The following is a 23,866-nucleotide window of genomic DNA, read 5'->3' as shown; positions in this document are numbered from 1 at the left end:
CTCGTACGTCGCTAACCGACCGCGCCGGTTTCCCAGTCGACCACGGCATTGGGCACGATCTGGGCGGCGATGTCTATCTCCTCCTCGCCCGGGATCCTGACCTTGGTGAAGACATGACCCGCATAGGCGATGGGCCGCGTGGCATCGAGCCCCATCTTGGCGCCGATGCCCTGCAGGGCCGGCGGCAGGTTCTCGATGTCGTCCACGCCCACGGTGGTGGAAGGATCGAGCACCGATCCCTGGGCCCCGCTTATCACCATCAGGTCGCGGTCGGCCTGGAAGCGCGTGGCCACGGCCCATTCGACCTGCTTGGGATCGTGCACGTCGACGTCGTCGTCCACCACGATCACCTGCTTGAGGTCGTAGTGCGCCCCCAGCGCGCACAGCAGCACGTTCTTGGGTTCGCCCTCGCGGCGCTTCCTGAACTTGACGAACAGGTGGTAGCGCCCGACCCCGCCCATGCTCAGGTGCACGTCCAGCACGCCGGGAAAGCTGCGTTGCAGGTGCGACAGCAGCGTGGCCTCGCGCGGGATGGATCCGAGCAGCAGATGTTCGAGTTCGGCCGGCACGATGGTGTGGAAGAGGGGACCACGCCGGTGCGTGATGGCATCGACCGCGATCACCTCGCGTTTTTCCTTGGCGCTGTAGTAGCGCGGGAATTCGCCGAACGGTCCTTCCTCTTCCCGCACGCCCGGCAGCAGCCGCCCCTCGATCACGATCTCGGCGCGGGCCGGAACGCGCACGTCGTTGGTCAGGCACTTGACGACTTCGAGCGGTTCGCCGTGCAGGGCGCCGGCGATCTCCAGCTCGTCGTAGTCGATGGGCGTGATGGCCTGCGATGCCAGCAGCGTCAGCGGGTCGGCGCCGATCACCACGGCCACCGGCAATTCCAGGCCGCGCGCCTCCGCCTCCTGGTAGAACGCGTGCAGATGCCGCGGCAGCAGCAGGATGGCCATGCGGTCGCGCGCATGCACCTGGATGCGGTTGATCGAGACGTTCTGCACGCCCGTGACGGGATTGCGCGCGATCACCATGCCGGCGGTGATGTACGGGCCGCTGTCGAACTCGCTGTGGGTGGGAATGGGCAGTTGCGCCAGCAGGTCGACGTCGCGCAGCACGACCTCCTGGCAAGGCGCCGCGCCGGCCTCGACCTCGCGCCACGGCAGCGGCGACTCGGCAGCCCTCCGGAACGCTTCCAGCAGCCCGGCCGACTCCACCCCCAGGGCCTCGGCGATCCAGGCGCGCTGCGCCATGAAGCCCGACACGACGGGCATGGCGTGGCCGCCGGGGCGCGGGAAATAGGCGGCCTTATGGCCGTCCAGCAGCTTGGCCATGGCCGCCAGCGTGTGCTTGAGCGGCACGCCCTCGCGCAGGACCGCGAGCCTGTCCGTCTGCGCCAGGTGCGCCAGCCACTGCCGCATGTCCCGGGGCCTGTTCTTGCCTGTCATCGTTCCTTTCCTCGTCAATTGCGCCGGCTCCCCTACTCCAGGGACACCTTGGCGTCATGCACGACCTTGGACCAGCGCTGGGACTGCTCCTTGAAATAGGCCGAGAAGTCCTCCAGCGATCCGCCCAGCGGCTCCACGCCCTGGTCGGCGAAGATCTTCCTGACCTCGTCGGTCGCCAGGATCCGGTTCAACTCCCGGTTCAGCTTGGCCAGGATGGCGGGCGGCGTGCGGGCCGGGGCGCCCAGGCCGTACCAGACGGCGACCTCGAAGCCGGGATAGCCCTGCTCGGCGATGGTGGGAAGATCGGGCGCGAGCGTCGAGCGCTTCGCGCCGGTGATGCCCAGCGCGCGCATCTTGCCCGCGCGCACGTGGGGCAGCACGTGCGGCATGTTGTCGAACATCACGTCCACCTGCCCGCCCAGCAGGTCGGTCACCATGGGCGCGCTGCCCTTGTAGGGCACCTGCGCGAGGTCGATGCCCGCCACGCTCTTGAAGTACTCCATGGTCAGGTGGTTCGACGTGCCGTTGCCGGCGGTCGCGTAGTTGAGTTTGCCCGGGCGGCGCCGGGCCTCGGCCACGAGGTCCTCCACGCTGCGTATGCTCGAGTTCGCGCTGACCACCAGCAGGTTGGGAGAACGCGCGCCCAGGATCACCGGCGCCACATCCTTGACCGAGTCATAGGGCAGCTTCTTGTACAGGAACTGGTTGGCCACCAGCGGAAAACCGACCACCACCAGCGTATAGCCGTCGGGCTCGGCGCGGACGCCGTGCTCGGTCCCGATGATGGTGCCCGCGCCCGGCTTGTTCTCGACGATGACCGGCTGATGCCAGCTTTCCTGCAGCTTGCGCGCGAATACGCGCGCCATGGCGTCGTTGAAGCCGGCCGGCGTATAGGGAACGATGATGCGTATGGGTTTTTCCGGGTAGGCGTCGGCCACCCGGTCCGCCAGGGCGGGCGCGGTTGCCGCCAGTGCCGCGGCGCCCGCGGCGATCCCGATCCACGTCGTGAAGTGCATGTTTCTGTCTCCGTTTGTCTGTTTGATGGATTGCTGCGTCATACGTAGGCCGGCCCTTCTATGGCCGGATGGGCGCGCAGGAAGTCCTCGTCCACCTCCACGCCCAGGCCCGGCCCCTCCAGCGGCCGGACACAGCCGTCGTCGCCGATCTCGAACGGCGTGCTCGTCAGGCGATCGCGAAACAGGTTCACGCGCGAGACGTCCGCCTCGAAATACCCGCCGTTGTCCACGGCGGCCAGCACGTGGACGCAGGCGGCCAGGTTGATGCCCGTCATCGACGAGTGCAGGTGCACCCGCAGCTTGTGGGCCGACGCCATCGCGGCGATACGCAGCGTCTCGGTGATGCCGCCCGCCTTGGACAGGTCAGGCTGCAATACGGTGACCACGCCGTCGTCCACGAGCCGATTGAACTCGTAGCGGGTGTAGTGGTTCTCGCCAGCAGCCAGCGGCACTCGCCCGAAGGTCCGGGCCTGCGCATAGCTGCGATGATCGTGCGGGGGGAAAGGCTCTTCCAGCCAACCCACGCCCAGTTCGTCCAGCCCCGGCATCGCGGCGCGCGCATCATCCACCCCATAGGCGGTATTGGCATCGGCCAGGATGACCAGCTCGCCGCCGAACGCCTCCCGCACGGCGCGCACGCGTGCCAGGTCGCGCGCCACGCTGTCGCCCAGCCGCAGCTTCACCGCGCGGTACCCCGCCTCGACGTGGCGGCGCGCCTCCTCAACCAGCGCGGCGGGATCCTGCCACCCCAGCGCGACGCCCCCGGCGTAGGCCGGGACCGCCCGCGCCGCGCCGCCCAGCAGCCGGTGCAGCGGCCAGCCCACCGCCTTGCCGCGGATGTCCCACAGCGCCATGTCGATGCCGCTCATGGCCATCGCGCAGGCGGCGCCCAGGCCGTGGCTGGCGAGCTGGCGCATGTAGATGTAATGCCAGATCCCGTTCACGTCGGCCGCGTCCCGGCCCGCCACGAACGGCCGCAGCGCGCTGTTCACGAAATGGGCGATGGTGGTGTGGGCGCGCCCGTGATGCGATTCGCCATATCCCACCAGCCCGCATTCGGTCGTCACCTTGACCACCACCGCATCACGCTTGACCACCCGCCCGACACCCAGCGTCACGCTGCTGGCGGCGGGGACCGGGAAGGAAGTGGCGAAGGCCTGCACATCGCGCACGACCAGGGGCGCGGCCACCGGACGGGGCGAAGCGAGCGCCTTCATTGCGGCGCGATCCCGGCTTGCCGGACCACCTGTTTCCAGAGGTCCATCTGCCCCGCGATGAAACCGCGGAACGCTTCCTGGCTTCCGCCATCAGGCACGACGCCTTGCTGGCGGAAGACCTTGCGCACGTCCTCCATGGCCAGGATGGCATCGAGCTGGGCATTGAGCTTGTCGACCACGGCGCGGGGCGTGCCGGCCGGCACCACGAATCCGTGCCAGGACGATACGTCGTAGCCCGGCACGCCCGCCTCGGCAACAGTGGGCAGTTCCGGCATGAGCGCCGACCGCTGCGCATCGGCGATCGCCAGCGGCCGGATCTTGCCCGACTGGATGAAGGGCAGCGCATGGGGAAAGGCATCGAAGGCCAGGCCGACCTGGCCACCGGCCAGATCCGTCAACAGCGGCGTGCTCCCCTTGTACGGCACCGGCGTCATCTTCACGCCGGTCATGCCGGTGAAACGCTCCATCGCGAGATGGTTGGAAGAGCCGTCGCCCGAGGTGCCATAGTTCAGGCTGCCCGGCCTGGCCCGCGCCGCCGCCAGCACGTCGGCCACGGAACGCAGGCTGGACCCGGCATTCACGACCAGCAGCATGGGCGAACGCCCGGCCAGTATCACCGGCGTGAAATCCTTGACCGTATCGTAGGGCAGCCGCTTGTACAGCCAGGGGTTGGCGGCGAACGGAAATTGCACGACCAGCAGGGTGTAGCCGTCCGCTGGCGCGCGGGCCACGGCCGCCGAACCGATCTGCGTACCCGCGCCCGGCTTGTTCTCGACGATGACGGGCTGCCCCCACGCTTCGTGCAGCTTGGCCGCCACCAGCCGCCCCAGCGTGTCGTTGAAGCCGCCGGTCGGATAGGGCACGACGATGCGCAAGGCCCTGGAAGGATAGGTATCGGCCGCCGCCGTGGCGGTCCCGGCCAGCACCAGGGCCAGGCCGGCCAAGGCCACCGACGACAAGGCGCGCCGGCGCAGGGGGGAACGGGTCATGTCGCGTCTCCACTTCTCTTTCTTGTGGAGCGAAAGTCTAAGATCGCGTCATAATCAGTTCAATTAATATTTAATTATTGTCTATATCAATTTTTCTGAATATAAAGACGAGATAAATACGCTTTTCTCCTAGCGTAGAGTGGCGATAATTCACCAGACAGAGATCGTTGTCGGCAGCCATTCATTCATGGCTTTTTATGATCTCCATCAGAAAAACTGAATACACGGACTTGGCATGGAATTCCGGCAAATCCAATACTTCATCTGCCTGTTCGAGGAAGGCACGGTCACGAAGGCCGCGCGCCGGCTGAACATCGTCCAGCCCGCGCTCAGCATGCAGATCTCCAAGCTCGAACAGGAAATCGGGCAGCGGCTGTTCGAACGCAGCCCCCAGGGCATGCTGCCCACCGCCTCGGCGCGCCACATGTACCGCCTGTTCCTGCCGATCATGCGCGACTTCTCCCAGGCCCGCGACGAAGTGCTGTGCAACGACGGCGAAATCGGAGGCCACGTCAACATCGGCCTGATCGCGTCGATCACGGAAGGCGTGCTGGCCGAGACCATGACCACGTTCTCGGCCCGCCATCCCAAGGTCTCCGTCACGGTGGCCGACGGCTACAGCGCCACCCTCAGCGACTGGGTGGCCGGCGGGCAGCTCGACGCCGCCATCATCAACAAGCCGCGGCGGCCGCTGGCGCTGAGCGTGGATCACATCGTCGACGAGGAACTGGTGCTGATCACCAGCACGCGGCATGCGGGCAATCTTCCCGCGCGGCTCACCCTGGGCCAGATCGCCTCGCAAAACCTGTCGCTGGTGCTGACTACCCGGCGCCACGGCCTGCGCCACATCATCGACAGCTTCGCGCAGCACGACAACGTCGAGCTCGCTCCATCGCTGGAAGTCGATTCCCTGGTAACCGTGGTCAAGCTGGTCGAGCAGAATCAATTGGCGACGATCCTGCCGCGCATCGCCGTGCATGACCGGCTGCGGGCCGGCATCCTGCAAGCGCACGCCATCGTCTCGCCCCGGCTGATCCGGCAGGTGGTGTCGGTCGTCCATCCGCGCCGGCCGCTGAATCCGGCGGCGGCGGCCTTCATGGGGATGCTTACCCGGCAGATCCGGCTGCGGGCGCAGGAGCAGGCGCCCGGCGCGGACACGGCGCCAGCCGCAGCCGCGACGTGACCCGGGCTTCTACCACCATCCGTGGAAGTGGTGCACCGGCCCGTTCCCCGACCCCACGCCCAGCCGGTCCGCATGGCGGATGGCCTCGGTCAGGTAATGCTTGGCCCGGCGGGCCGCCTCGGGCACGTCCTGCGCCTGGGGCAGCAGCGCCGCCAGCGCGGCCGACAGGGTGCAGCCCGTGCCGTGGGTATTGCGGGTCTCGATGCGCGGCGCGGCCAGTTCGATCATCCGGTCGCCGTCATGCAACAAGTCGATGGCCATGTCGCCGGGCAGGTGCCCCCCTTTCAGGAACACCCAGCGATGGCCGTTGTGGGGAAGCTGCTCGCGCAGCCGCTCGGCCACGCGCCGCATTTCCTTGACGGTCTCCACCGGCCGCTGCTCGAGCAGCACGCCGGCCTCCGGCAGGTTGGGCGTGATCATGGTGACCTGCGGCATCAGCACTTCCCGCAACGCGCCGATGGCGTCGCGCGCCAGCAGGGCATCGCCGCTCTTGGCGATCATGACGGGATCGAGCACCACGTGCGGCGGCTTCCAGTGCGCGAGCCGCTCGCCCACGACCTGGGTGACGGGCCGGCTGCCCAGCATGCCGATCTTGACCGCGTCGGCCGGCACGTCGGCGAACAAGGTGTCGATCTGCTGCGCGACGAAGGCGGGATCGATGGGCAACACGCCCGTGACGCCCTGGGTGTTCTGCGCGGTCAGCGCCGCGATGACGCCGCAGGCGTACGCGCCCAGCGCGCTCATGGCCTTGACGTCGGCCAGCACTCCGGCGCCGCCCGAGGGGTCCACGCCCGCGATGGTCAGGGCCTTGGGAATGGGACGAACGGCAGACATGGCGATCCTCTGGAAAACGAAACGCGCCGCCCCCGCGGGCGACGCACGCCGCCAGTATAGTCCGCCCGCCAGCCCGCTCCGGCCGCCATGTCCGCCCCGTCCGAACGCAGGTAACATAGCAGGCCGTTCTATGGAAGGCCCACCATGATCTACGAACTCGCGCACATCGAAATCCAGCCCGGCACCCAGGAAAAGTTCGAGGCCGGCGTCCAGGAAGCGGCACCGCTCTTCCAGCGGGCGAAAGGCTGCCGCGGCATGGAGCTGCACCAGACGCTGGAGGATCCCAACGCCTATCTGCTCGTGGTGCAGTGGGAAACGCTGGAAGACCACACCGTGCACTTCCGCGGATCCGACGACTTCAAGGCCTGGCGCGCGCTGGTGGGCAACTACTTCGCCAAGCCGCCCGAGGTCCGCCACGCGACCACGGTCGCCAAGCCCTTCTGACCCGGTTAGAATTGCTCGTTTTGTTAAGGTTTCCTGTCCAAATCCTGCCATGAACGCTGCTTCCCTTCCCGACGTCGAACACGCCCGCTTCAATATGGTGGAGCAGCAGATCCGCCCCTGGGACGTCCTCGACCCCAAGGTGCTGGAACTGCTGTTCAAGGTAAAGCGAGAGGAATTCGTGCCGCCCGCGCTGCGCACCCTCGCCTTCGCCGACACCGAGATCCCGCTGCGGATCGACGACTACGACAGCGGCGAATGCATGCTCGCGCCCAAGGTCGAAGCGCGCCTTCAGCAAGAGCTCGCGCTCAAGTCCACCGACAGCGTGCTGGAGATCGGCACGGGTTCGGGCTACCAGACGGCACTGCTGGCCAGCCAGGCCCAGACGGTCACGTCAGTGGAGATCCTGCCCAAGCTGGCCGCCTTCGCCCAGGCCAACCTGAAGCGCGCCGGCATCGCCAACGCCACGGTCCAGGTGGGAGACGGCAGCAAGGGCTGGGGCTCGACCGAATACGACGCCATCGTCGTCACCGGCTCGGTACCCGAGGTACCCGACAGCCTGAAGTACCAGTTGCGCGTGGGCGGCCGGCTGGCGATCATCGTCGGGCAGTCCCCCGTCATGACCACACTGCTCATCACCCGCACCACGGCCGCCAGCTTCGAAACAGCCTCGCTGTTCGAGACCCTGGTCAAGCCCCTGCGCGGCATCACCGTTTCCAAATTCAAGTTCTAGGCGGAGTTCCGTGCCCATGCGCGCCAGGTCGTACCACGTCCAGACGCTGTGCGCGCTGTTCGGCGCCTGCGTTTTCGTTCCTGCGGTCGCGGCACTGGACCTGGAGCAGGCCTATCAGGCGGCACTGGCCAACGATGCGACCTTCGCGTCGGTACGGTCGGCCTATACCGCCACGCTTGAAAAACTCCCCCAGGCGCGCGCCGCGCTCATGCCCGCCATCTCGCTCGCCGGCAGCCGCGCCGAGGCCTCCACGACCCGCCTGCCGGGCGTGACCTACACCAACGAGACCTATACGCTGCAACTGATCCAGCCGCTGTTCCGCTGGTCGGGCTGGCAGACCTACGAACAATCCAAGCTGCAGCTCGCCGTGGGCGAGGCCCAGCTCGCCCAGGGGCGCCAGGACCTGATCCTGCGCGTGGCGCAGGCCTATTTCGACGTGCTCTCGGCACAGGACAATCTGGCGTTCATCGGCGCCCAGAAGATCGCCATCTCGGAACAGCTCGAATCGGCCAAGCGCAATTTCGAGATCGGCACGGCCACCATCACCGACACCTACGAGGCCCAGGCCCGCTACGACCTGGCCCAGGCCCAGGAGATCCAGGCCGAGTCCGACCTCGCGGTCCGCATCGGCGCACTGCAGCAGATCATCGGCGCGCCCTCGGGCGATCTGGCCAAGCTGCCACCCGCGGTCAACGTGCCGGCGCCGCAGCCGGCACGGATCGACGCCTGGACCGAACAGGCGACCGCCAACAACCTGGCGGTCGCGCAGGCCACCCTCAACAGCGAGATCGCCCAGCGCGGCATCGAGATCGCCAAGAGCGGGCACTACCCCTCGTTCGACCTGACCGCCAACGTGGCGCGCACGCGGGGGCTGGTCGGGCAGACCGTGGTCAACGACTTCTACACCACGCGCTCGGTGGGCGTGCAGGTCTCGGTGCCCATCTTCGCCGGTTTCGGCACCACGTCCAAGGTGGACGAAGCCGTCGCGCTGTCCGAGAAAGCCCGCAACGATCTCGAGGTCGCCCGCCGGGCCGCCGTCCAGAACACGCGCATCGCGTTCCAGGGCGTGAACGCCGGACTGGCCCAGGTCCGCGCGCTGGAAGCAGCGCAGGTCTCCAGCCGCAGCGCGCTCGACGCCAACAAGACCGGCTACGAAGTGGGCGTGCGCATCAACATCGACGTGCTGAACGCCCAGCAGCAGCTCTACTCCACCGAACGCGACCTGGCCAAGGCGCGCTACGACGCGCTGCTGTCGGGCCTGCGCCTGAAGGCCGCCTCCGGCATCCTGTCGGAAGACGACGTGAGGCTGGTCAACGCGCTGCTGCGCTAGCCGCGCAGCAGCCGGGCGCGCTACGCGCGGCCCTTCAGCCGGCCATACACCCGGTAGGCATTCCCCGAGAAGATCTTCTCCTTGTCGGCGCCAGCGAGTTCGGCGGCGTCGATATAGCGACGCGTATCGTCGAAGTGATGGCCGGTTTCCGGATCCACGCCGCGCACCGCTCCCACGGTCTCGGACGCGAACAGGATGTTCTCCGGCGGGATCACCTTCAGCAGCAGGTCTATGCCTGGCTGATGGTAGACGCAGGTATCGAAGAACACGTTCTGCAACAGCAGTTCCTTGAGTGGCGGCAGGCCCATGTCCTGCGCCAGTCCGCGATAGCGTCCCCAGTGATAGGGCACCGCGCCGCCGCCGTGCGGGATGATGAACTTCAGCGTCGGGAAGTCCTTGAACAACGAGGACGTCAGGAACTGCATGAAGGCCGTCGTGTCGCCGTTGATGTAGTGCGCGCCGGTCGCGTGGAAATGCGGGTTGCACGAGCCGCTGACGTGGATCATGGCCGGCACGTCCAGCTCGACCATCTTCTCGTACAGCGGATACCACCATTTGTCATGCAGCGGCGGATCCTTCCAGTAGCCGCCCGTGGGATCGGGATTCAGGTTGCAGCCGATGAAGCCCAGCTCGTTCACGCAGCGCTCGAGCTCCGGGATGCACTTGGCCGGCTCCACGCCCGGGCTCTGCGGCAACTGGCAGACGCCGGCGAAATTGTCCGGGTACATCTGGCAGATGCGATGAATGAGGTCGTTGCAGACGATAGCCCACTCGGTGCTGGTCCGCAGATCGCCGATGTGGTGGCCCATGCCGACCGCGCGCGGGGAAAAGATCGTCAGATCGGTGCCGCGTTCGCGCTGGATGCGCAGTTGCTTGGTCTCCAGGCTTTCACGTATCTGGTCGTCCGAGACGACCGGGCGTGGAAATATTTCGCACTTGCCGCATTCGCAGGCCGCCACCTGCAAGCGCCGGTACTCGTTCAAGGCTTCGGGCGCGGTAGTGTAGTGCCCATGGCAATCGATGATCATGCGGACTCCTTGTTCCTGTCGTCGTGAGTCGTGGCCGGGCCGGCATCGGCCCGTAATGCCGGATAGAGGCGTTCCGCCGTCCGGTGGAAGATCCATGCGAGGTCATCGCCGCCCGCCCAGGCCAGCGCCTGTTGCGCTTCCTCCAGGAGGGTCTTCAGCGATCCCGCCGTGGCGGGGAAATTCGAACCCCAGGCGATGCGCGAGGCGCCGAACTCGGCCAGCGCGCGCGAAAAAAAGGACTGCGGGCTGGCCTGGCCCAGGCGCGCCTTGCCCAGGATGACCGGCGTCAGCTTCAAATAAACGTTCGGGTGGGCCGCCAGGCGGAACAGCTCCTGCGCCGACGCATAGGGCGGCCCCTCGTCCAGCGGCAGGGCGAAGAAATGGTCGAGGACGATGGGCACGCGCGGATAGCGTGCCAGCAGCACGCGCAGTTGCGGCACGCCGGCGATGCGCATCTGCACGCACACCGGCAGCCCCAGGTCGGCCGCGCAGTCCCATGCGGGAAAGCTGCGCGGATCGTCCAGGCCGGGCATCTGCCCCTCCACTGTGCTGCCCGCGGTGAACAGGCGCAGCCCCGTCAGCCCGCTGCCCGCCCAGTGTCGAATGCGCGCGGGCGCGTCCGCCGCCAGCATGTCCACGGAAAAAACGCCGGTGAAACGATCGGGATGCGCCGCCACCGCATCGGCGACATAGCTGTTGTCGTAGCCATAGCAGGTCGAGGCCTGCACGATGGCGGCCCGGGCAACGCCTGCCTCGTCCATGGCCCGCAGCAATTGCTCCGTGCTGGCGGGCCGCTCCTGCGACCATGACGACTGCCGGCCCCAGAGCGGGTCGCGCGGGTAGGCCTGGGTATCGGTGCTGATGATGTGCGGGTGGATATCTACGACTCTGCGCTTCATGCGATGCCTGTCCTGGATGACGGGTTGGGATCTGGATCCCGGCCTATTGCAGCGGGATTTCGGCGGTCTCGATCACGGTTTTCCACTTCGCGGCGTCGCGCTCGATGCGTTCGGTCATCTCGGCCGGCGTGCTGGCGCTGCCCACGTAGCCCATGGCTTGCAGCGAGGCCTGGACTTCGGGCGACTCCACCGCCGCGCGGATCTCGCGCGCAAGGCGCTCGACCACCGGCGCGGGCGTGGCCGCCGGCACGCTGATACCGGCCCAGGACGATGCCTCGAAACCCGGCACGCCGCTTTCCGCCACCGTGGGCACGTCCGGCAGGCCCGGAAAACGCCGGGCGGACGTCACGCCTATGGCCTTGATGCTGCCCGCCGACAACTGGCCCAGGATGGGCGACAGCACTTCGAACGCCACCTGCACATCGCCGGCACGCACGGCCGCGATCATGTCGCCCGTGGTCTTGTACGGGATGCTGACGGCATCGATGCCGGCCATGGACTTGAACAGCTCGGCGGCCAGATGCTGGGTGCTGCCTATGCGCGACGTGCCGATGTTGAGCTTGCCGGGATTGGCCTTGGCGTAGGCGATCACATCGGCCACGGACGTGAATCGCGAGTTGCCGTCGGTGACCAGCCCCAGGTCGAACGAGGCGATGGAGGAGACATGGCGGAAATCGCGTGACAGGCTGTAGGGCAGGCTCTTGAACAGCACGGAACTGATGGCGGTGCCGTTCCCCGTCAGCAGTGCCGTATAACCATCGGGACGCGCCTGGGCCACCGCCACGGCCGCGGCCGCCGCGCCAGCGCCCGGCTTGTTCTCGATCACCACCGGCTGGCCGATGCGCGCCGACATGCCCTGCGCCACCTTGCGCGTGACAAGATCTCCCGCGCCCCCGGGACCGAAAGCCACGACGATGGTGATCGGCTTGGAAGGATAAGGCTGGCCCTGGGCGCACGCGCCCGCCGCGGCCAGCGCGAGCACCGCCGCCCCGGCCGCTCGGGCAGGGATATTCCTGGGTTGCATGACGTCTCCTGGGTCTTTTGGCCTTTTGGTCTTCTGGTCTGGTGCGGGGCGCCAGGCCCGCGCAGGCATTCCGCATTCTGCCGGCGGCCAGGCGTGCGCACCCATTGAGTAATGCTTCCGCTGACTTGAGGAAACGCTCAACCCCCGCCGTCCCGCGCGGCCGCCTTAACCAACCGCTCAACCCCGCGGAAGTTTTACTCAATAGACCCCGTGGCGCCTCGCGTGCAACCATCCCCGGCAGTACGACATCGGCGGCCCTGCACGCCGGGACAAGGAGACTAGTCGTGACATTCCCCGTATTGCGAATCCGGCGGTACCCCGCCGTCATCGTTGCCGCCGCGCTGTCGGCCGGCATCCTCTCTCCCGCCTCGGCGGCCGATTATCCAGAGCGGCCGATCCGGATGTACCTGCCCTACGGCGCGGGCGGCATCGGCGACCTGACGGCGCGCGTGGTCACGCAGAAGGTCAGCGAGATCCTGGGGCAGCAGATCGTGATCGACAACAAGCCCAGCGCGGGCGGCGTGCAGTCGTTCCAGGCCGGCCTGCAGGCGCCCGCCGACGGCTACACGCTCGTGCAGGGCGGCAACGGCACGGCCATCACCCAGACGCTGGTCAAGGACCTGCCCTACAGCATCGTGGACGACTTCACCCAGGTCGCCACGCTGTCCAGGTTCAACCTGATCCTGACGGTCAAGCCCGATTCGCGCTTTCGCAACCTCACGGAGCTGATCGCCTATGCCAAGGCCAATCCCGGCAAGCTGAGCCTGGGCACCACCAACGTCGGCTCGAGCCAGCACCTGGGCGCCGAGTTGTTCAAATCGGTGGCGGGCATCAAGGCCGAGACCATTCCCTACAAGACCAGTGCCGCGCTGCTGACCGGCGTACGCTCCGGCGACATCGACGTGGGCTTCGACTTCGTGCCGCCCATGCTGTCCTCGATCAAGAGCGGCGCGGTGCGCGCGCTGGCCATCGCGGCCGACGGCCGCAACCCCAACCTGCCGGACGTGCCGACCACCGCCGAAAGCGGCCTGGACGGCTACGTGGTCGCGTCGTGGAACGGCGTATCGATCCGCCAGGGCACGCCGCGCGCCATCATCGACAAGCTCAACCGGGCCTTCGTGGCCGCCGTCACTTCGCCCGAAGTCGCGCAGAAGCTGCGCGAGATGAATTCCGAACCCTACGCCCTGGGCGTGGACGAAGCGCGCGCCCTGATGAAGGCCGACATCGCCAAATGGAAGGCGGTGATCGAGAAAGCGAACATCCCCATCAACTGAACGAGAGCAACATGAAGAACGTCGTCGTACGCAACATCCCGCGCGGCCCGCAGGACCTCATCGCCGAGTTGGCCGTGCACGGCGTGGCCACCGTGCACGAGGCCATGGGACGAGCCGGCCTGATGGCGCCGTACCTGCGCCCCATCTACGCCGGCGCCAGCATCGCCGGTTCCGCCGTGACCGCGCTGACCGCGCCGGGCGACAACTGGATGCTGCACGCGGCCATCGAGCAATGCCGGCCGGGCGACATCCTGGTGGTGGGCGTCATGTGCGAGAACACCGACGGCATGATCGGCGACCTGATCTGCACCTCGCTCAAGACGCGCGGCATCCAGGGCGTGGTCATCGACGCCGGCTGCCGGGACGTGCGCACCCTGACCGAGATGCGCTTTCCCGTGTGGTCGCGCGCCATTTCCGCGCGCGGCACGGTCAAGGCCACGCTGGGCCACGTCAACCTGCCGGTGGTATGCGCCGGCATGAACGTGAATCCGGGCGATGCCATCGTGGCGGACGACGATGGCGTGGTGGTCGTGCCCCGCCTGGAGATCGCCCGCACGCTGGAACTGGCGCGCCAGCGCACCGCCAAGGAAGAAAAATCGCGCGAGCGCTACCTGGCCGGCGAACTGTCGCTGGACGTGGCCAACATGCGCCAGGGCCTCGAGGCCGCCGGCCTCCTCTACGTCGACAATGAGATATGACCCCCCCCTACGCCCTTCGGGCGCCCCCCAGGGGGCGACGCTGGCGGACCGGCGGAGCCGGATCCGCGGCGTCCTCGGCCGCGTGACATCCGTTTCATCCCATGCGGGCCATAGGTAACTGACACGTCGCACCATTCCCGCCTTCCCTCCGACCAAGCAGCCATGACATCCAAGCAGCCCCTTCCCCTGAAGATCGCCATCGCCACCTACGGCCACACCGCGGCGCTCAAGCGCGGCGACGTTCCCATCGACGGCGTCCAGCCGGACTTCGTCGAGATCAAGCCCATCATCGCGGCCTTCCGGCGCATGGTGCGCGACGTCGAGTTCGACGTCTGCGAAATGGCCCCCGCCACCTACATGATCGCCCGCGAGGCCGGCGCCCCGTTCAAGGCCCTGCCCGTCTTCATCTTCCGCCGCTTCCACCATGCCGGCCTGGTCTACCGCGACGACGCCGGCATCCGCGAGCCGCGCGACCTCGAAGGCAAGCGCGCGGGCGTGCGCGCCTATTCGGTCACCACCGGCATCTGGACGCGCGGCATCCTGACCAACGACTACGGCGTCGACAACTCGCGCATCACCTGGGTGGTGGACGACGAGGAACACGTCTCCTCGCTCCAGCTGCCGCCCAACGTCGAACAGGCCAGGGACGGCAAATCGCTGGTGGACCTGATGGCCAGCGGCTACCTGTCGGCCGCCTTCACCGACAACGCCGGCATCGGCCGCGCCGGCGCGCCGGCCGACGGCTGGCAGGCGGGCGGGCGGATCAAACCGCCGGAATACCGCGAAATGTTCCCCGATGCCGACCGGCTCGAAGCCGAGTGGTACCGCAAGACCGGCATCTACCCCGTGCACGGCCTGATCACCGTCAAGGACGAAGTGCTGGCCAAGCACCCGTGGGTGGGCAAGGCCCTGTACGACGCCTTCCTGGCCTCGAAGAACATCTACTTGCGCCAGCTGGCCGCCGGCGAATCGGTGTCGGACAAGGACGAGCACTACCGCGCCATGGGCCGCATCGTGGGCGACCCCCTGCCCTACGGCATCGAGGCCAACCGGCCGTCCATCGAAGCCATGATGAATTACTGCCACCAGCAAGGCCTGCTCAAGAAGCGCTACGCCGTCGACGACATGTTCATCGACGTCGGCGCCTGACCCGGCGCGGCCCTCCCGACGACATCCACCCTTTGCGCGACACCGCCATGACCACACGCCTGATCGACATCCATCCGCACATCATCTCGCCCGACACCACCCGCTATCCGCTCGACCCGCTGGGCGGCGAGCGCTCGGGCTGGTCCGCCACCCGGCCCGCCACCTTCGAACAGTACGCCGCGGCCATGGACGCCGCCGGCATCGACAAGGCCGCCATCGTCCACTCGTCGACCACCTACGGCTTCGACAACGCCTACGTGGCCGACTCGGTCGCCGAGCAGCCCAAGCGCTTCGCCGGCGTCTACTCGGTCGACATGCTCGCGCCCGACGCCACGCAGAAGATCCGCTACTGGACCGGACGCGGCCTGGCCGGGCTGCGCATTTTCACCACCGGCAGCACCATGCCGGGCCAGGCGCCCACGCTGGAAGACCCCGCCCTGCATCCGGCTTGGCGCCTGGCGGGAGAACTGGACATCCCCGTGTGCGTCCAGATCACCAAGGCCGCCATCCCGGCGCTGGAGAAGCTGCTGACCGCTTTCCCCGACACCCTCGCCATCGTCGACCACATGATGAAGCCGGACATCACCAGCGGCCCGCCCTATGCCGGCGCCCAGCACTTGTTCGACCTGGCCCGCTTCAAGAACCTGTACCTCAAGCTCAGCAGCCGCAACACCGAGTCCGCGTATTCCGGCAAGGCCACCCCCGAAACTTTCTTCGGCCGCGTGGTCCAGGAATTCGGCGCCGACCGCATCGCCTGGGGCTCCAACTTCCCCGCCGCCGAGGACAGCCTGGCCGACATCGTCAAGGCGTTCAAGGACTACATCGCCTTCCTGCCCGCCGCCGACCAGCACTGGATCATGGCCGGCACCGCGCAGAAGCTCTACCCCGTGCTGAAGGACTGACCCCATGACCACCGCACACGCCACGCGCGTCACGCTGAAAACCAACCTGGCCGACTCGCCGGTCGCCGCGGCCATGAAGGACGGCCGCATCGCCTCGGACATCGTCCAGCTCGACTTTTGCGGCCCCAAGACCGCGCACGACGGCTTCAAGCCGATGATCCGCGACAACGCCTTCGACGCGGGCGAACTGGCCATCGTCACCTACCTCCAGGCCAAGGCCTACGGCAAGCCGTACGTGATCCTGCCCGCCCCCATGGTCGGCCGCTTCCAGCACCACTGCATAGGCTTCAACAAGGAACTCGGCCACCTCGACCCCAAGGACATCGAAGGCAAGAAAGTGGGCGTGCGCACCTATGCGCAGACCACCGGCCTGTGGGTGCGCGGCATCCTGCAGCACGAATACGGCGTCGATCCCAACAAGGTCGAGTGGTACACCGTGGACGAATCGCACCTGGCCGAATACCGCGACCCGCCCAATTGCCACATGCTGCCCAAGGGTTCGTCGATTCCCGAGATGATGCTGAACGGCGAACTGGCCGCCGCCATCCTCGGCAACGACATGCCCAAGGATCCGCGCGTGCAGACCCTGGTTCCCGAGCCCATCGCGGCCGCCAAGGCCTGGTACCAGCGCGAAGGTGTCGTGCCCATCAACCACGTCTTCGCCATCCACCAGGACATCACGCGCAAGCATCCCGAGGCCGTGCGCGAGATCTACCGGATGATCGGGGAAAGCCGCGCGCTTGCCCCGGCCGCCGCGCTGGAAACCCTGCCGCCGCTGGGCCTGGAAGCCAACCGCAAAGGCCTGGAGATGGCCATCGAGTGGTCGTACGAGCAGAAGATCATTCCGCGCCGGTTCACGGTGGACGAATTGTTCGACGACGTCACCGGCGCGCTGGGTTGACCGCCACCGCGGCGCGCAGGGCTTCATCCTGGTAGTTCAGCGCGCCGGGGCGGGACTTGCCCAGCATCACCTGGAAATAGACCGGCTCCAGGCTTGCGTTCAGATAGCCGTGCATGACGCCCGGCGGGCAGGAGACGCATTCCCAGGGGCCCAGACGGGTCTCGAACCGGTTGCCGGCCGCGTCCTCCAGGAACACGTCCAGGAAGCCCCGCAGCACGAAGAACACTTCTTCCACTTCGTGGGTATGGGCGGCATTGCCCTGGCCGGGCGGCACGAACATGACGCTCAGGGTGAAGCCCAGCGGCGGGATCACGCTGGGATCGCCATGCTTGGCGGATCCGCCCGCTCCGATGAAGCGATGCTGGGCGCGCCGGAAACCGTCGAGCTTCGCGTCTTCGAATGCCTCCCAGTCGGGTTTGCGGTCGCGGAAACGCGCCACCTGGCGCTGGCCGATCTGCTCGATACCCAGGTCCGTCGAGGGCGCCGTGGAAAGGGACGTCATGGTGTTGCTCCTTGGTAGGGTCGGGATGGCAGGCCCGGGCTGTCGAGCCACTGCCTAAGCAATTGGGTCACCGCGCCGGGGTGCTCCAGCGTCGACAGATGCCCGCAGTCGCGCAATATGCGCAGATGGGAACCCGCGATGGCCCGAGCCAGGGCATGCTGGCTTTCCTGTGGCGCGATGGCGTCCTGGTCGCCACCGATGATCCAGGTCGGGCAGGCGATGTGCTCCAGCCTGTGGGCGATGACCGGCCGGCTCATGTTGGCCTCCTGCTGGCGGATGAACACATCGACGCCCAATGACAGGGACATGTCCCGGACGCCCTGCGCCAGCGCCGCGTCCCGCAGGGCTTGCGGACGCAGCAGGGCCGGCAGCAACTGCTCCACCAGCGCCGCGAAGTCCCGGCGGGCCAACTCGATCTGGGCGTTGCGGCGCTGGCGTCCCGCCTCGGTCTCCAGGGCATGGGCACGCGTGTTCAACAGGGCCAGCCGCTCGACTCGGTCGGGCGAACGCAAGGCGGCAAGCGCCGCCAGGTAGCCTCCCATCGACAGCCCGGCCAGCGCGAACCGCTCGAACGGGACATCGGCCAGCATCCGCTCCACCGCCTCGGGCAGGCTGGCGGCGCGCGACAGGTCGGGAATCCAGATGTCGGCGCAGTCGTGCAGGCCGACTCGCTGGGGCGCCCACAGCACATCGTTGCAGAGCAGGCCGGGAATGAGCACCAACGGGACGCGGACGTCGCGATTCATGGTGAAGCGCTCCGTGCCGGTTCAATAGGCGGTGATGCCGGCCTGTTTCACGATCGGCCCCAACCGCTGCAAATCCTGGCGCAAGGCACGGCCAAGCCCGGCGGCCGGCAGCGCGACGCTCTCGAACCCCATGCTGTTCATCCGCTCGCGCATGGCGGCCGATCGCAGGCTCTTGTTGATCTCGGCATTGAGCCGATCGACGACGGCCGGATCCGTGCCGGCGGGCGCGAAAATGCCGTGCCAGCCGGCGGCCACTTCCATGCCGGCCACGCCGGCTTCCTTGAACGTCGGCACGTCCGGGAAAATGGGCAGCCGGTTGGGGCCGATCACGGCCAACGCGCGCAGCTTGCCGGCCTGGATATGGGACATCGCGGTACCGGAGTCGAACATGAAATCGATCTGGCCCGCCAACAAGTCGTTCAAGGCCGGCGCGATGCCCTTGTAGGGAACATGGGTCGCGCGGGTGCCGGTCCGTATGGCCAGCAGCTCCGCCGCGACCTGGGGCAGCGACCCGTTGCCGGACGACCCGTAGTTCAGTTCGCCGGGCCGCGCCTTCATCGCGGCAACCAGTTCCTCGAGCGTGCCCGCCCGGGTGCCCGGCGCGACCACCAGCACCATGTTGAGCCCGGCCGTCATCGCCACCGGAACGAAGTCCTTCTCCGGGTTGAAGGGCACGCGCTCCAGGACGAACGGATTGAGGGTGAACGTGCTGGAACTCAGCATCAGCAGCGTATGACCGTCGGGTGCCGAGGCCTTCACATGCTGGGCGGCGATGTTGCCATTGGCGCCAGGCCGGTTCTCGACCACGACGGGCTGTCCGAGCGTCTTGCCCAGGTCGGCGGCAATCGCGCGGGCAATGGCGTCCACCGATCCGCCGGCCGCCGTCGTAACCACGATGCTGAGGGGGCGGTTGGGAAAAGCCGAGGGCTGGGCGGCCAGGGAAAAGGGCAGACAGAACAAGAACAAGCCGATCAGTCGGGCTGGCATGGCGACTCCTGGTTCAGCGGCCGATGCCGCGGGGCGTGTGGGGAAAACCAGTGTAGGTTGCCCTCCACCTCGGTTTTGCCTACATTTACTTAACTTTCAGTTAAGGCGAATTTTCCATGCCCCGTGTCCTGACCAGTCGCCACCTGCGCGTGTTCGCGGCGGTCATGAAAAGCCGCAGCCTGGCCGAGGCCGCCCTCAAGCTCGGCGTGTCCGAGCCCGCGGTCAGCAAGATCCTCCGGCTCCTGGAGCGCGAAACGGGAGTGGCCTTGTTCGATCGCTCCGGCGGGCGCCTGCGGCCCACGGCGGCCGCCAAGCAATGGCTGCCCCATGCCAACCGCGCGGCCCAGCAACTGGATTTCGCCCTGGACATGGCCTATGAACTCGAGCGCGGAAAACAGCGCCGGGTGACCATCGCCGCACACGCGCCGCCACTGATCGCGATCGTGCCCCAGGCCGTCAGCAGGCTGCGGCGCGAGATGCCCGACGTGGAGGTGGACCTGCGGGTCGAGACGCCGCACGACACGCTGGAACTGGTCGCCCACCAGGAAATCGACGTAGGCGTCACCAACCAGCCGCTACCGCAGTCGGCCAGCAACCTCGAGCTGTGCGAACGGCGGACGATATCGGAAGATCTCCTGGTGGCGGCGCTGCCGCCAGGACACCGGCTGGCCGGCCGGGCCCTCGTCCGGCCCGACGATCTCCAGGGAGAAACGCTGATCGCCCTGCCCGACGACTCGCCGACCACGATCCTGGTCGAAGCCACGCTCAGCGAATCCGGCGTGCGCGTGCGCGCGCCGGTGCTGGCCAGGAATTCGCTGGCGGCGTGCGCCCTGGTGCGCGAGCAGGTCGGCATCGCCCTGATCAACCCCCTGCTGCTCGCGGGCGGCATCTTCTCCGATATCGTGTTGCGCCCCTTCCGGCCTCGCATCGTGCTCTGGACCGAGGTGTACTATTCGGCGCTCCGGCCCCTCTCGCCCGAGGCCACGGCGCTCGTGCGCCACGTGGAAACCGTGGCGGCCGGCATCAAGGGGCAGGCTTCGTTCGGTGCGCCTGGGCGCCGGCAACGCCAGTAATCGCCAGCTCGGCCTTAACTTCCGGTTAGGCCGAGCCTACACGGCACGCCGGGGCCGGTTGAGTAAAATCCCCCGGCTTGAACAACCGGCAGCAGACTTTATCCCTGGGGGCGGCATGACGCAGATCGACTGGTATCTCCAGATCAACTTGAAGGCACGCCACCTCCGACTCATCACGGCGCTGTACGATCACGGCAACCTCAAGCAGGTGGCCGAAAGCTCGCACGTCACCGTGCCCGCGGTCTCCAAGGCCCTGGCCGAACTGGAAAAAGGCCTGGGCCTGGAACTCTTCACCCGCACCGCCCAGGGCCTGCGCCCCACGGCCTACGGCGAATGCCTGGTGCGCCATGCCCGCACCCTGCTGACCGAACTGCACCAGGCGCGCGACGAACTCAACTCGCTCAGCTCGGGCGCGGTGGGCAAGATCCACATCGGTGCCTTCCCCGCCGCCACCTCCATGCTGCTTCCGCAGGCCATCGCCATCCTCAAGCAGCGCTCCCCCCACACCAACGTACTGGTCACCGAAGGCACCGCCCAGACCCTGCTGCCCGAACTCTGGCAAGGCCGCGTGGATCTCGTGGTTGGCCGGCTGCCCCTGCGCAGCGCCGCCGACGGCTTCGAGGAAAAGGAACTGCTGGACGACCCCGTGCAGCTCATGACGCGGCACCAGCACCCGCTGGCCCGGCGCAGGCGCCTGAAATGGTCGGACCTGCAACCCTATCCGTGGATCCTGCCGCCGACGGGCAGCATCCTGCGCGCGCCGCTGGAGCGCACGCTGGAAGAACATGGCATGACGCTGCCCAACAACTATGTCGAAACCTTGTCCACACACCTGGCGCGTGCCTACCTGCACGTCACCGACGCGATCGCCGTGATGGCCGGGGCCGTTGCGGCCGACGCATCGGAGCCCCTGACGGTGCTGCCGCTGAGCTTCCCTCATCTGATGCGGCCGCGCGGAGTGCTGTGGAACCGGAATCGGGGACTGACGCCCGGCTCGGAATTGATGATCGCGTGCCTGGAAGAGGCAGCGGCGGGGCTGCAAGCCCGCTAGGCGCTCACCCCAGCCAGGGCCCCACCGCCCGCATCACCCGCTGCGTCGCGCCGGTGTGCGTGGCGCTGAACCGGCCCGCGGCGGCGCGCATGCCGGCGCGGCGGTCGCCATCGTCGATCAGTTCCAGCGCCAGACGCCAGGCCGCCTGGGCGCTGTCCGCGCGCAATGCGGCACCGGCCTCGATCGCGTCTTCCGAGGCCTGCGCGAAATTGAAGGTATGCGGACCGACGATGACCGGCACGCCACAGGCGGCGGCTTCGATCAGGTTCTGCCCGCCCAGCGGCGCGAAGCTGCCCCCCACGATGGCCACGTCGGCGGCGGTGTAGTAGAACGGCATCTCGCCCAGGCTGTCGCCCAGCAGCACGGCGGTCTCCGGATCAACCCAGCCGAACGGCATGCCGGGCATGGTCGAGCGGCGCCGCATGGAGAGCCCCGACGCCAGCACCATCGCCGCCACCTCGTCGAAACGCTGGGGATGGCGGGGGATCAGCACGGCCAGCGGTGCCAGTCCTCCCCGCGTGCGAGGCATCTCGCGCAACGCGGCCAGGATGGCCTCTTCCTCCCCCTCGCGCGTACTGGCCCAGACAATGGCCGGCCGGCCCAGCCGCTGACGCCAGGCGGCGCCTGCCTGCATCAGGTCATAGGGCAACTGCAGGTCGAACTTCAGGTTGCCGACCACCTGCGGATCGCGCGCGCCCACCCGCCGCAGCCGCTCGGCATCGGCCCGGGTCTGCGCCAGCACGGCGTCCAGACGCCCGTAGGTGCGTCGCGCCAGGCCAGCCACCCGCATCGTCTTGCGCGCGGACGAGGCCGACAGCCGCGCGCTGACCAGGGCGATCGGCACGGCGTAGCGCCGCGCGCCCGACACCAGGTTGGGCCAGACCTCGGTCTCGACCAGCAGGCCGCAACGCGGCGCGAAATACCGGTAGAAACGGTGCACGGCGCCCGGCATGTCATAGGGCAGCCAGGCCTGGCGCAGCCTGCCCTGCAAGATGTCCTGCTCGAACAGGCGCCCTCCCTCGGTGCGGCCGGTTGCCGTCATGTGGGTCAGCAGCACCGGCAGGCCACGATCCAGCAGCGCGCGGATCAGCGGTTGCGCCGCGCGCGTCTCGCCCAGGCTGACCGCATGCACCCAGACTGGCGCCGCCCGGAAACCGCCGCGCGCCGGCGCATGCCTGCCGCTGCCGTAGAAGCCGAAACGCTCCGCCGGATGGACGCCGTACACGGGTTCGCGCCGCGCGCGGCGCCCGATGCGCCACAACAGAAAGGGCGTGGCCAGCCGCCACACCAGCGAATACACGGCCTGCAACACCGCGCCCCGCATCAACGCGCCGCTCCGGAGACCGCCGCGCCGGCGGGCAGGGCCTGCCCGATGGCGGCCAGCACCTGCTCGCACGAAGGAGGCGTCCCCCGTCCGCCCAGGCTGGCCGTATAGGCCGAACCCGTCACCGGCGCGAGCGCCGGGTCGTAATCCGCGTAGATGCCGATGGTGGGCCGCCCCAGCGCGCCCGCCAGGTGCGTCAACCCGCTGTCCAGCCCCACCACCACCGATGCGCCCGCCAGCATGCCGGCCACCTCGGCCAGCCCCATGCGCGGCAGCGCCCGGGCGTCCGGTATGCCCGCGATCAGGCGCTGCGCGCGGGCCGCCTCGTCCTCGGTGCCGGCGAACACCAGCGGCGCATGCCCGGCCACCGCCAGCCGCTCCAGCACCGTGCGCCACGACGCCTCGGACCACAGTTTGGTCGGCCGGCTGGCCGACGGCATGATCGCGGCATAACGCGCGGGCAGCCCCGCGGGCGGCTCGGCGCGGATGCCGAAATCCGGCGCGCCGGCCAGGTCATACCCCAGCGAAAAGGCCGCCAGTTCCCGCATGCGCACCACCGCCGACTGCTCGAACACCACCCGGTGGCGATAGCGATAGAAAAAAGACGCGAAGGGATCCCGCGCCGAACGCAGATCGCAGCCATGCAGAGGCCCGTTGGCGAGGCGCGCCACCATGGCCGACTTCCAAAGCCCCTGCATGTCGATCACGGCGTCATACCGATGCTCGCTCAGCCGCCTGCGGAAAGCCGCTCGCTCGGCCTTCACCGACGCCGACCACCAGGCCTTGCGCCAGCGGCGCAGCGCCACGGGAATGACGGCGTTCAAGCGTGGATGCAGGGCGGGAATGGCGGCGAATGCCTCTTCGGCCACCCAATCGATCCGCGCGCCCGGCATGTGGCGGGCGATATCGGAGACGGCGGGCAGCGCATGGACGATGTCGCCCATGGACGAGGTCTTGACGAGGAGGATGCGGGGCACGGACGGAAGCCGGTGCGGAACCGGCTGCGTGGAAAGGGCGGATTTTAACCGGTGCGCGCCCCCCGCCATCAACAGAGGGCCTGGTTCCGAAAACGGACGCTCGTGCCGCGGGCCCCGCCGGCACCGATTTGTCGGACAAT

At 68.0% G+C, this 23,866-nt stretch carries 24 protein-coding genes; 11 read left to right on the top strand and 13 right to left on the bottom strand.

Annotated elements, in window-relative coordinates; all coding sequences use genetic code 11:
* Positions 1–11: 11 nt before the first annotated feature.
* Genes AC1Q6E_RS02825 through AC1Q6E_RS02810 form a run of 4 tightly spaced genes read right to left on the bottom strand, consistent with a single transcriptional unit; the run spans position 12 to position 4,670 of the window.
* A complete protein-coding gene (locus AC1Q6E_RS02825) occupies positions 12–1,448 on the bottom strand; it encodes a UbiD family decarboxylase (RefSeq protein WP_152793203.1) in 1,437 nt (478 codons plus the stop codon).
* Positions 1,449–1,480: 32 nt separating this feature from the next.
* Positions 1,481–2,464, bottom strand: coding sequence for a tripartite tricarboxylate transporter substrate binding protein (locus AC1Q6E_RS02820; RefSeq protein ID WP_152793202.1), 984 nt, complete (start codon positions 2,462–2,464; stop codon positions 1,481–1,483).
* A 38-nt stretch (positions 2,465–2,502) separates the two neighbouring features.
* Positions 2,503–3,681, bottom strand: a complete 1,179-nt coding sequence (locus AC1Q6E_RS02815; RefSeq protein WP_492572158.1) for a mandelate racemase/muconate lactonizing enzyme family protein — start codon at positions 3,679–3,681, stop codon at positions 2,503–2,505.
* Positions 3,678–4,670: a tripartite tricarboxylate transporter substrate binding protein gene (locus tag AC1Q6E_RS02810; protein ID WP_152793201.1), complete on the bottom strand. Its 993-nt coding sequence runs from the start codon at positions 4,668–4,670 to the stop codon at positions 3,678–3,680. The genes AC1Q6E_RS02815 and AC1Q6E_RS02810 overlap by 4 nt, the downstream gene beginning before the upstream one ends.
* 235 nt (positions 4,671–4,905) lie before the next feature.
* On the opposite strand from AC1Q6E_RS02810, the gene AC1Q6E_RS02805 reads away from it, so the two are divergent.
* The gene (locus AC1Q6E_RS02805) at positions 4,906–5,853 is read left to right on the top strand and encodes a LysR family transcriptional regulator (protein WP_152793200.1); all 948 of its coding nucleotides are present in this window, start codon (positions 4,906–4,908) and stop codon (positions 5,851–5,853) included.
* A gap of 9 nt (positions 5,854–5,862) precedes the next feature.
* Here AC1Q6E_RS02805 and thiD read toward each other — a convergent pair whose 3' ends face one another.
* Positions 5,863–6,687 carry a bifunctional hydroxymethylpyrimidine kinase/phosphomethylpyrimidine kinase gene (thiD, locus tag AC1Q6E_RS02800; RefSeq protein ID WP_296557409.1) on the bottom strand — a complete coding sequence of 275 codons (825 nt, stop codon included), beginning with the start codon at positions 6,685–6,687 and terminating at the stop codon, positions 5,863–5,865.
* Positions 6,688–6,831: 144 nt separating this feature from the next.
* Between thiD and AC1Q6E_RS02795 the strand changes: the two genes are divergently transcribed.
* From AC1Q6E_RS02795 to AC1Q6E_RS02785, 3 genes are read left to right on the top strand one after another with little or no spacing between them, the layout of a single operon-like run.
* The gene (locus tag AC1Q6E_RS02795; RefSeq protein WP_152793198.1) at positions 6,832–7,131 is read left to right on the top strand and encodes an antibiotic biosynthesis monooxygenase family protein; all 300 of its coding nucleotides are present in this window, start codon (positions 6,832–6,834) and stop codon (positions 7,129–7,131) included.
* Between the two features lie 49 nt (positions 7,132–7,180).
* Entirely contained in the window at positions 7,181–7,861 is a 681-nt protein-coding gene (locus AC1Q6E_RS02790; protein WP_152793197.1) for a protein-L-isoaspartate O-methyltransferase family protein, read from the top strand.
* Between the two features lie 16 nt (positions 7,862–7,877).
* The gene (locus tag AC1Q6E_RS02785) at positions 7,878–9,191 is read left to right on the top strand and encodes a TolC family outer membrane protein (protein WP_492572157.1); all 1,314 of its coding nucleotides are present in this window, start codon (positions 7,878–7,880) and stop codon (positions 9,189–9,191) included.
* Between the two features lie 20 nt (positions 9,192–9,211).
* Here AC1Q6E_RS02785 and AC1Q6E_RS02780 read toward each other — a convergent pair whose 3' ends face one another.
* From AC1Q6E_RS02780 to AC1Q6E_RS02770, 3 genes are read right to left on the bottom strand one after another with little or no spacing between them, the layout of a single operon-like run.
* Positions 9,212–10,219 carry an amidohydrolase family protein gene (locus tag AC1Q6E_RS02780; RefSeq protein ID WP_152793195.1) on the bottom strand — a complete coding sequence of 336 codons (1,008 nt, stop codon included), beginning with the start codon at positions 10,217–10,219 and terminating at the stop codon, positions 9,212–9,214.
* On the bottom strand, positions 10,216–11,118 hold the full coding sequence (locus AC1Q6E_RS02775) for an amidohydrolase family protein (protein WP_492572156.1): 903 nt from the start codon (positions 11,116–11,118) through the stop codon (positions 10,216–10,218). The genes AC1Q6E_RS02780 and AC1Q6E_RS02775 overlap by 4 nt, the downstream gene beginning before the upstream one ends.
* Positions 11,119–11,161: 43 nt before the next feature.
* Positions 11,162–12,142: a Bug family tripartite tricarboxylate transporter substrate binding protein gene (locus tag AC1Q6E_RS02770; RefSeq protein ID WP_152793193.1), complete on the bottom strand. Its 981-nt coding sequence runs from the start codon at positions 12,140–12,142 to the stop codon at positions 11,162–11,164.
* A gap of 284 nt (positions 12,143–12,426) precedes the next feature.
* Between AC1Q6E_RS02770 and AC1Q6E_RS02765 the strand changes: the two genes are divergently transcribed.
* From AC1Q6E_RS02765 to AC1Q6E_RS02745, 5 genes are all read left to right on the top strand, one after another.
* Entirely contained in the window at positions 12,427–13,416 is a 990-nt protein-coding gene (locus AC1Q6E_RS02765) for a Bug family tripartite tricarboxylate transporter substrate binding protein (protein ID WP_152793192.1), read from the top strand.
* An 11-nt stretch (positions 13,417–13,427) separates the two neighbouring features.
* Complete coding sequence (locus AC1Q6E_RS02760) at positions 13,428–14,114, top strand: 4-carboxy-4-hydroxy-2-oxoadipate aldolase/oxaloacetate decarboxylase (protein WP_296557398.1); 687 nt, start codon at positions 13,428–13,430, stop codon at positions 14,112–14,114.
* A 162-nt stretch (positions 14,115–14,276) separates the two neighbouring features.
* Positions 14,277–15,263, top strand: coding sequence for an ABC transporter substrate-binding protein (locus tag AC1Q6E_RS02755; protein WP_152793190.1), 987 nt, complete (start codon positions 14,277–14,279; stop codon positions 15,261–15,263).
* 47 nt (positions 15,264–15,310) lie between these two features.
* A complete protein-coding gene (locus tag AC1Q6E_RS02750; protein ID WP_152793189.1) occupies positions 15,311–16,165 on the top strand; it encodes an amidohydrolase family protein in 855 nt (284 codons plus the stop codon).
* Between the two features lie 4 nt (positions 16,166–16,169).
* Positions 16,170–17,066 carry a substrate-binding domain-containing protein gene (locus AC1Q6E_RS02745; protein WP_492572155.1) on the top strand — a complete coding sequence of 299 codons (897 nt, stop codon included), beginning with the start codon at positions 16,170–16,172 and terminating at the stop codon, positions 17,064–17,066.
* Here AC1Q6E_RS02745 and AC1Q6E_RS02740 read toward each other — a convergent pair.
* From AC1Q6E_RS02740 to AC1Q6E_RS02730, 3 genes are read right to left on the bottom strand one after another with little or no spacing between them, the layout of a single operon-like run.
* Positions 17,047–17,568, bottom strand: a complete 522-nt coding sequence (locus tag AC1Q6E_RS02740; protein WP_152793187.1) for a cupin domain-containing protein — start codon at positions 17,566–17,568, stop codon at positions 17,047–17,049. The two genes, AC1Q6E_RS02745 and AC1Q6E_RS02740, sit on opposite strands and share 20 nt — an antisense overlap.
* Positions 17,565–18,314 carry an alpha/beta fold hydrolase gene (locus AC1Q6E_RS02735; RefSeq protein ID WP_492572154.1) on the bottom strand — a complete coding sequence of 250 codons (750 nt, stop codon included), beginning with the start codon at positions 18,312–18,314 and terminating at the stop codon, positions 17,565–17,567. Before AC1Q6E_RS02735 ends, AC1Q6E_RS02740 begins: the two co-directional genes overlap by 4 nt.
* Before the next feature lie 21 nt (positions 18,315–18,335).
* Positions 18,336–19,301: a Bug family tripartite tricarboxylate transporter substrate binding protein gene (locus AC1Q6E_RS02730; protein ID WP_152793185.1), complete on the bottom strand. Its 966-nt coding sequence runs from the start codon at positions 19,299–19,301 to the stop codon at positions 18,336–18,338.
* Between the two features lie 116 nt (positions 19,302–19,417).
* Between AC1Q6E_RS02730 and AC1Q6E_RS02725 the strand changes: the two genes are divergently transcribed.
* Together AC1Q6E_RS02725 and AC1Q6E_RS02720 are read left to right on the top strand one after the other, a co-directional pair.
* Positions 19,418–20,374: a LysR family transcriptional regulator gene (locus tag AC1Q6E_RS02725; protein WP_296557359.1), complete on the top strand. Its 957-nt coding sequence runs from the start codon at positions 19,418–19,420 to the stop codon at positions 20,372–20,374.
* A 115-nt stretch (positions 20,375–20,489) separates the two neighbouring features.
* Positions 20,490–21,425 carry a LysR substrate-binding domain-containing protein gene (locus AC1Q6E_RS02720; protein ID WP_152793183.1) on the top strand — a complete coding sequence of 312 codons (936 nt, stop codon included), beginning with the start codon at positions 20,490–20,492 and terminating at the stop codon, positions 21,423–21,425.
* A 4-nt stretch (positions 21,426–21,429) separates the two neighbouring features.
* Here AC1Q6E_RS02720 and AC1Q6E_RS02715 read toward each other — a convergent pair whose 3' ends face one another.
* Entirely contained in the window at positions 21,430–22,737 is a 1,308-nt protein-coding gene (locus AC1Q6E_RS02715) for a 3-deoxy-D-manno-octulosonic acid transferase (protein WP_492572197.1), read from the bottom strand.
* Between the two features lie 11 nt (positions 22,738–22,748).
* Positions 22,749–23,693, bottom strand: a complete 945-nt coding sequence (gene waaC, locus AC1Q6E_RS02710; protein WP_492572196.1) for a lipopolysaccharide heptosyltransferase I — start codon at positions 23,691–23,693, stop codon at positions 22,749–22,751.
* Between the last annotated feature and the right edge of the window lie 173 nt (positions 23,694–23,866).

The organism is Pigmentiphaga sp. MLSB6-MA01, from assembly GCF_058793475.1.
Note: the sequence above shows the minus strand (reverse complement) of the source record. Positions and strands in the feature narration are given on the sequence as shown.

Bases quoted from the DNA above. Each gene is read 5' to 3' on its own strand.
- AC1Q6E_RS02745 (WP_492572155.1), top strand. From the start codon at position 16,170: ATGACCACCGCACACGCCACGCGCGTCACGCTGAAAACCAACCTGGCC.
- AC1Q6E_RS02820 (WP_152793202.1), bottom strand. From the start codon at position 2,464: ATGCACTTCACGACGTGGATCGGGATCGCCGCGGGCGCCGCGGCACTG.
- AC1Q6E_RS02740 (WP_152793187.1), bottom strand. From the start codon at position 17,568: ATGACGTCCCTTTCCACGGCGCCCTCGACGGACCTGGGTATCGAGCAG.
- AC1Q6E_RS02775 (WP_492572156.1), bottom strand. From the start codon at position 11,118: ATGAAGCGCAGAGTCGTAGATATCCACCCGCACATCATCAGCACCGAT.
- AC1Q6E_RS02785 (WP_492572157.1), top strand. From the start codon at position 7,878: ATGCGCGCCAGGTCGTACCACGTCCAGACGCTGTGCGCGCTGTTCGGC.
- thiD (WP_296557409.1), bottom strand. From the start codon at position 6,687: ATGTCTGCCGTTCGTCCCATTCCCAAGGCCCTGACCATCGCGGGCGTG.
- AC1Q6E_RS02795 (WP_152793198.1), top strand. From the start codon at position 6,832: ATGATCTACGAACTCGCGCACATCGAAATCCAGCCCGGCACCCAGGAA.
- AC1Q6E_RS02730 (WP_152793185.1), bottom strand. From the start codon at position 19,301: ATGCCAGCCCGACTGATCGGCTTGTTCTTGTTCTGTCTGCCCTTTTCC.
- AC1Q6E_RS02720 (WP_152793183.1), top strand. From the start codon at position 20,490: ATGACGCAGATCGACTGGTATCTCCAGATCAACTTGAAGGCACGCCAC.
- AC1Q6E_RS02790 (WP_152793197.1), top strand. From the start codon at position 7,181: ATGAACGCTGCTTCCCTTCCCGACGTCGAACACGCCCGCTTCAATATG.
- AC1Q6E_RS02780 (WP_152793195.1), bottom strand. From the start codon at position 10,219: ATGATCATCGATTGCCATGGGCACTACACTACCGCGCCCGAAGCCTTG.
- AC1Q6E_RS02735 (WP_492572154.1), bottom strand. From the start codon at position 18,314: ATGAATCGCGACGTCCGCGTCCCGTTGGTGCTCATTCCCGGCCTGCTC.
- AC1Q6E_RS02755 (WP_152793190.1), top strand. From the start codon at position 14,277: ATGACATCCAAGCAGCCCCTTCCCCTGAAGATCGCCATCGCCACCTAC.
- AC1Q6E_RS02810 (WP_152793201.1), bottom strand. From the start codon at position 4,670: ATGACCCGTTCCCCCCTGCGCCGGCGCGCCTTGTCGTCGGTGGCCTTG.
- AC1Q6E_RS02815 (WP_492572158.1), bottom strand. From the start codon at position 3,681: ATGAAGGCGCTCGCTTCGCCCCGTCCGGTGGCCGCGCCCCTGGTCGTG.
- waaC (WP_492572196.1), bottom strand. From the start codon at position 23,693: ATGGGCGACATCGTCCATGCGCTGCCCGCCGTCTCCGATATCGCCCGC.
- AC1Q6E_RS02725 (WP_296557359.1), top strand. From the start codon at position 19,418: ATGCCCCGTGTCCTGACCAGTCGCCACCTGCGCGTGTTCGCGGCGGTC.
- AC1Q6E_RS02760 (WP_296557398.1), top strand. From the start codon at position 13,428: ATGAAGAACGTCGTCGTACGCAACATCCCGCGCGGCCCGCAGGACCTC.
- AC1Q6E_RS02750 (WP_152793189.1), top strand. From the start codon at position 15,311: ATGACCACACGCCTGATCGACATCCATCCGCACATCATCTCGCCCGAC.
- AC1Q6E_RS02770 (WP_152793193.1), bottom strand. From the start codon at position 12,142: ATGCAACCCAGGAATATCCCTGCCCGAGCGGCCGGGGCGGCGGTGCTC.
- AC1Q6E_RS02805 (WP_152793200.1), top strand. From the start codon at position 4,906: ATGGAATTCCGGCAAATCCAATACTTCATCTGCCTGTTCGAGGAAGGC.
- AC1Q6E_RS02825 (WP_152793203.1), bottom strand. From the start codon at position 1,448: ATGACAGGCAAGAACAGGCCCCGGGACATGCGGCAGTGGCTGGCGCAC.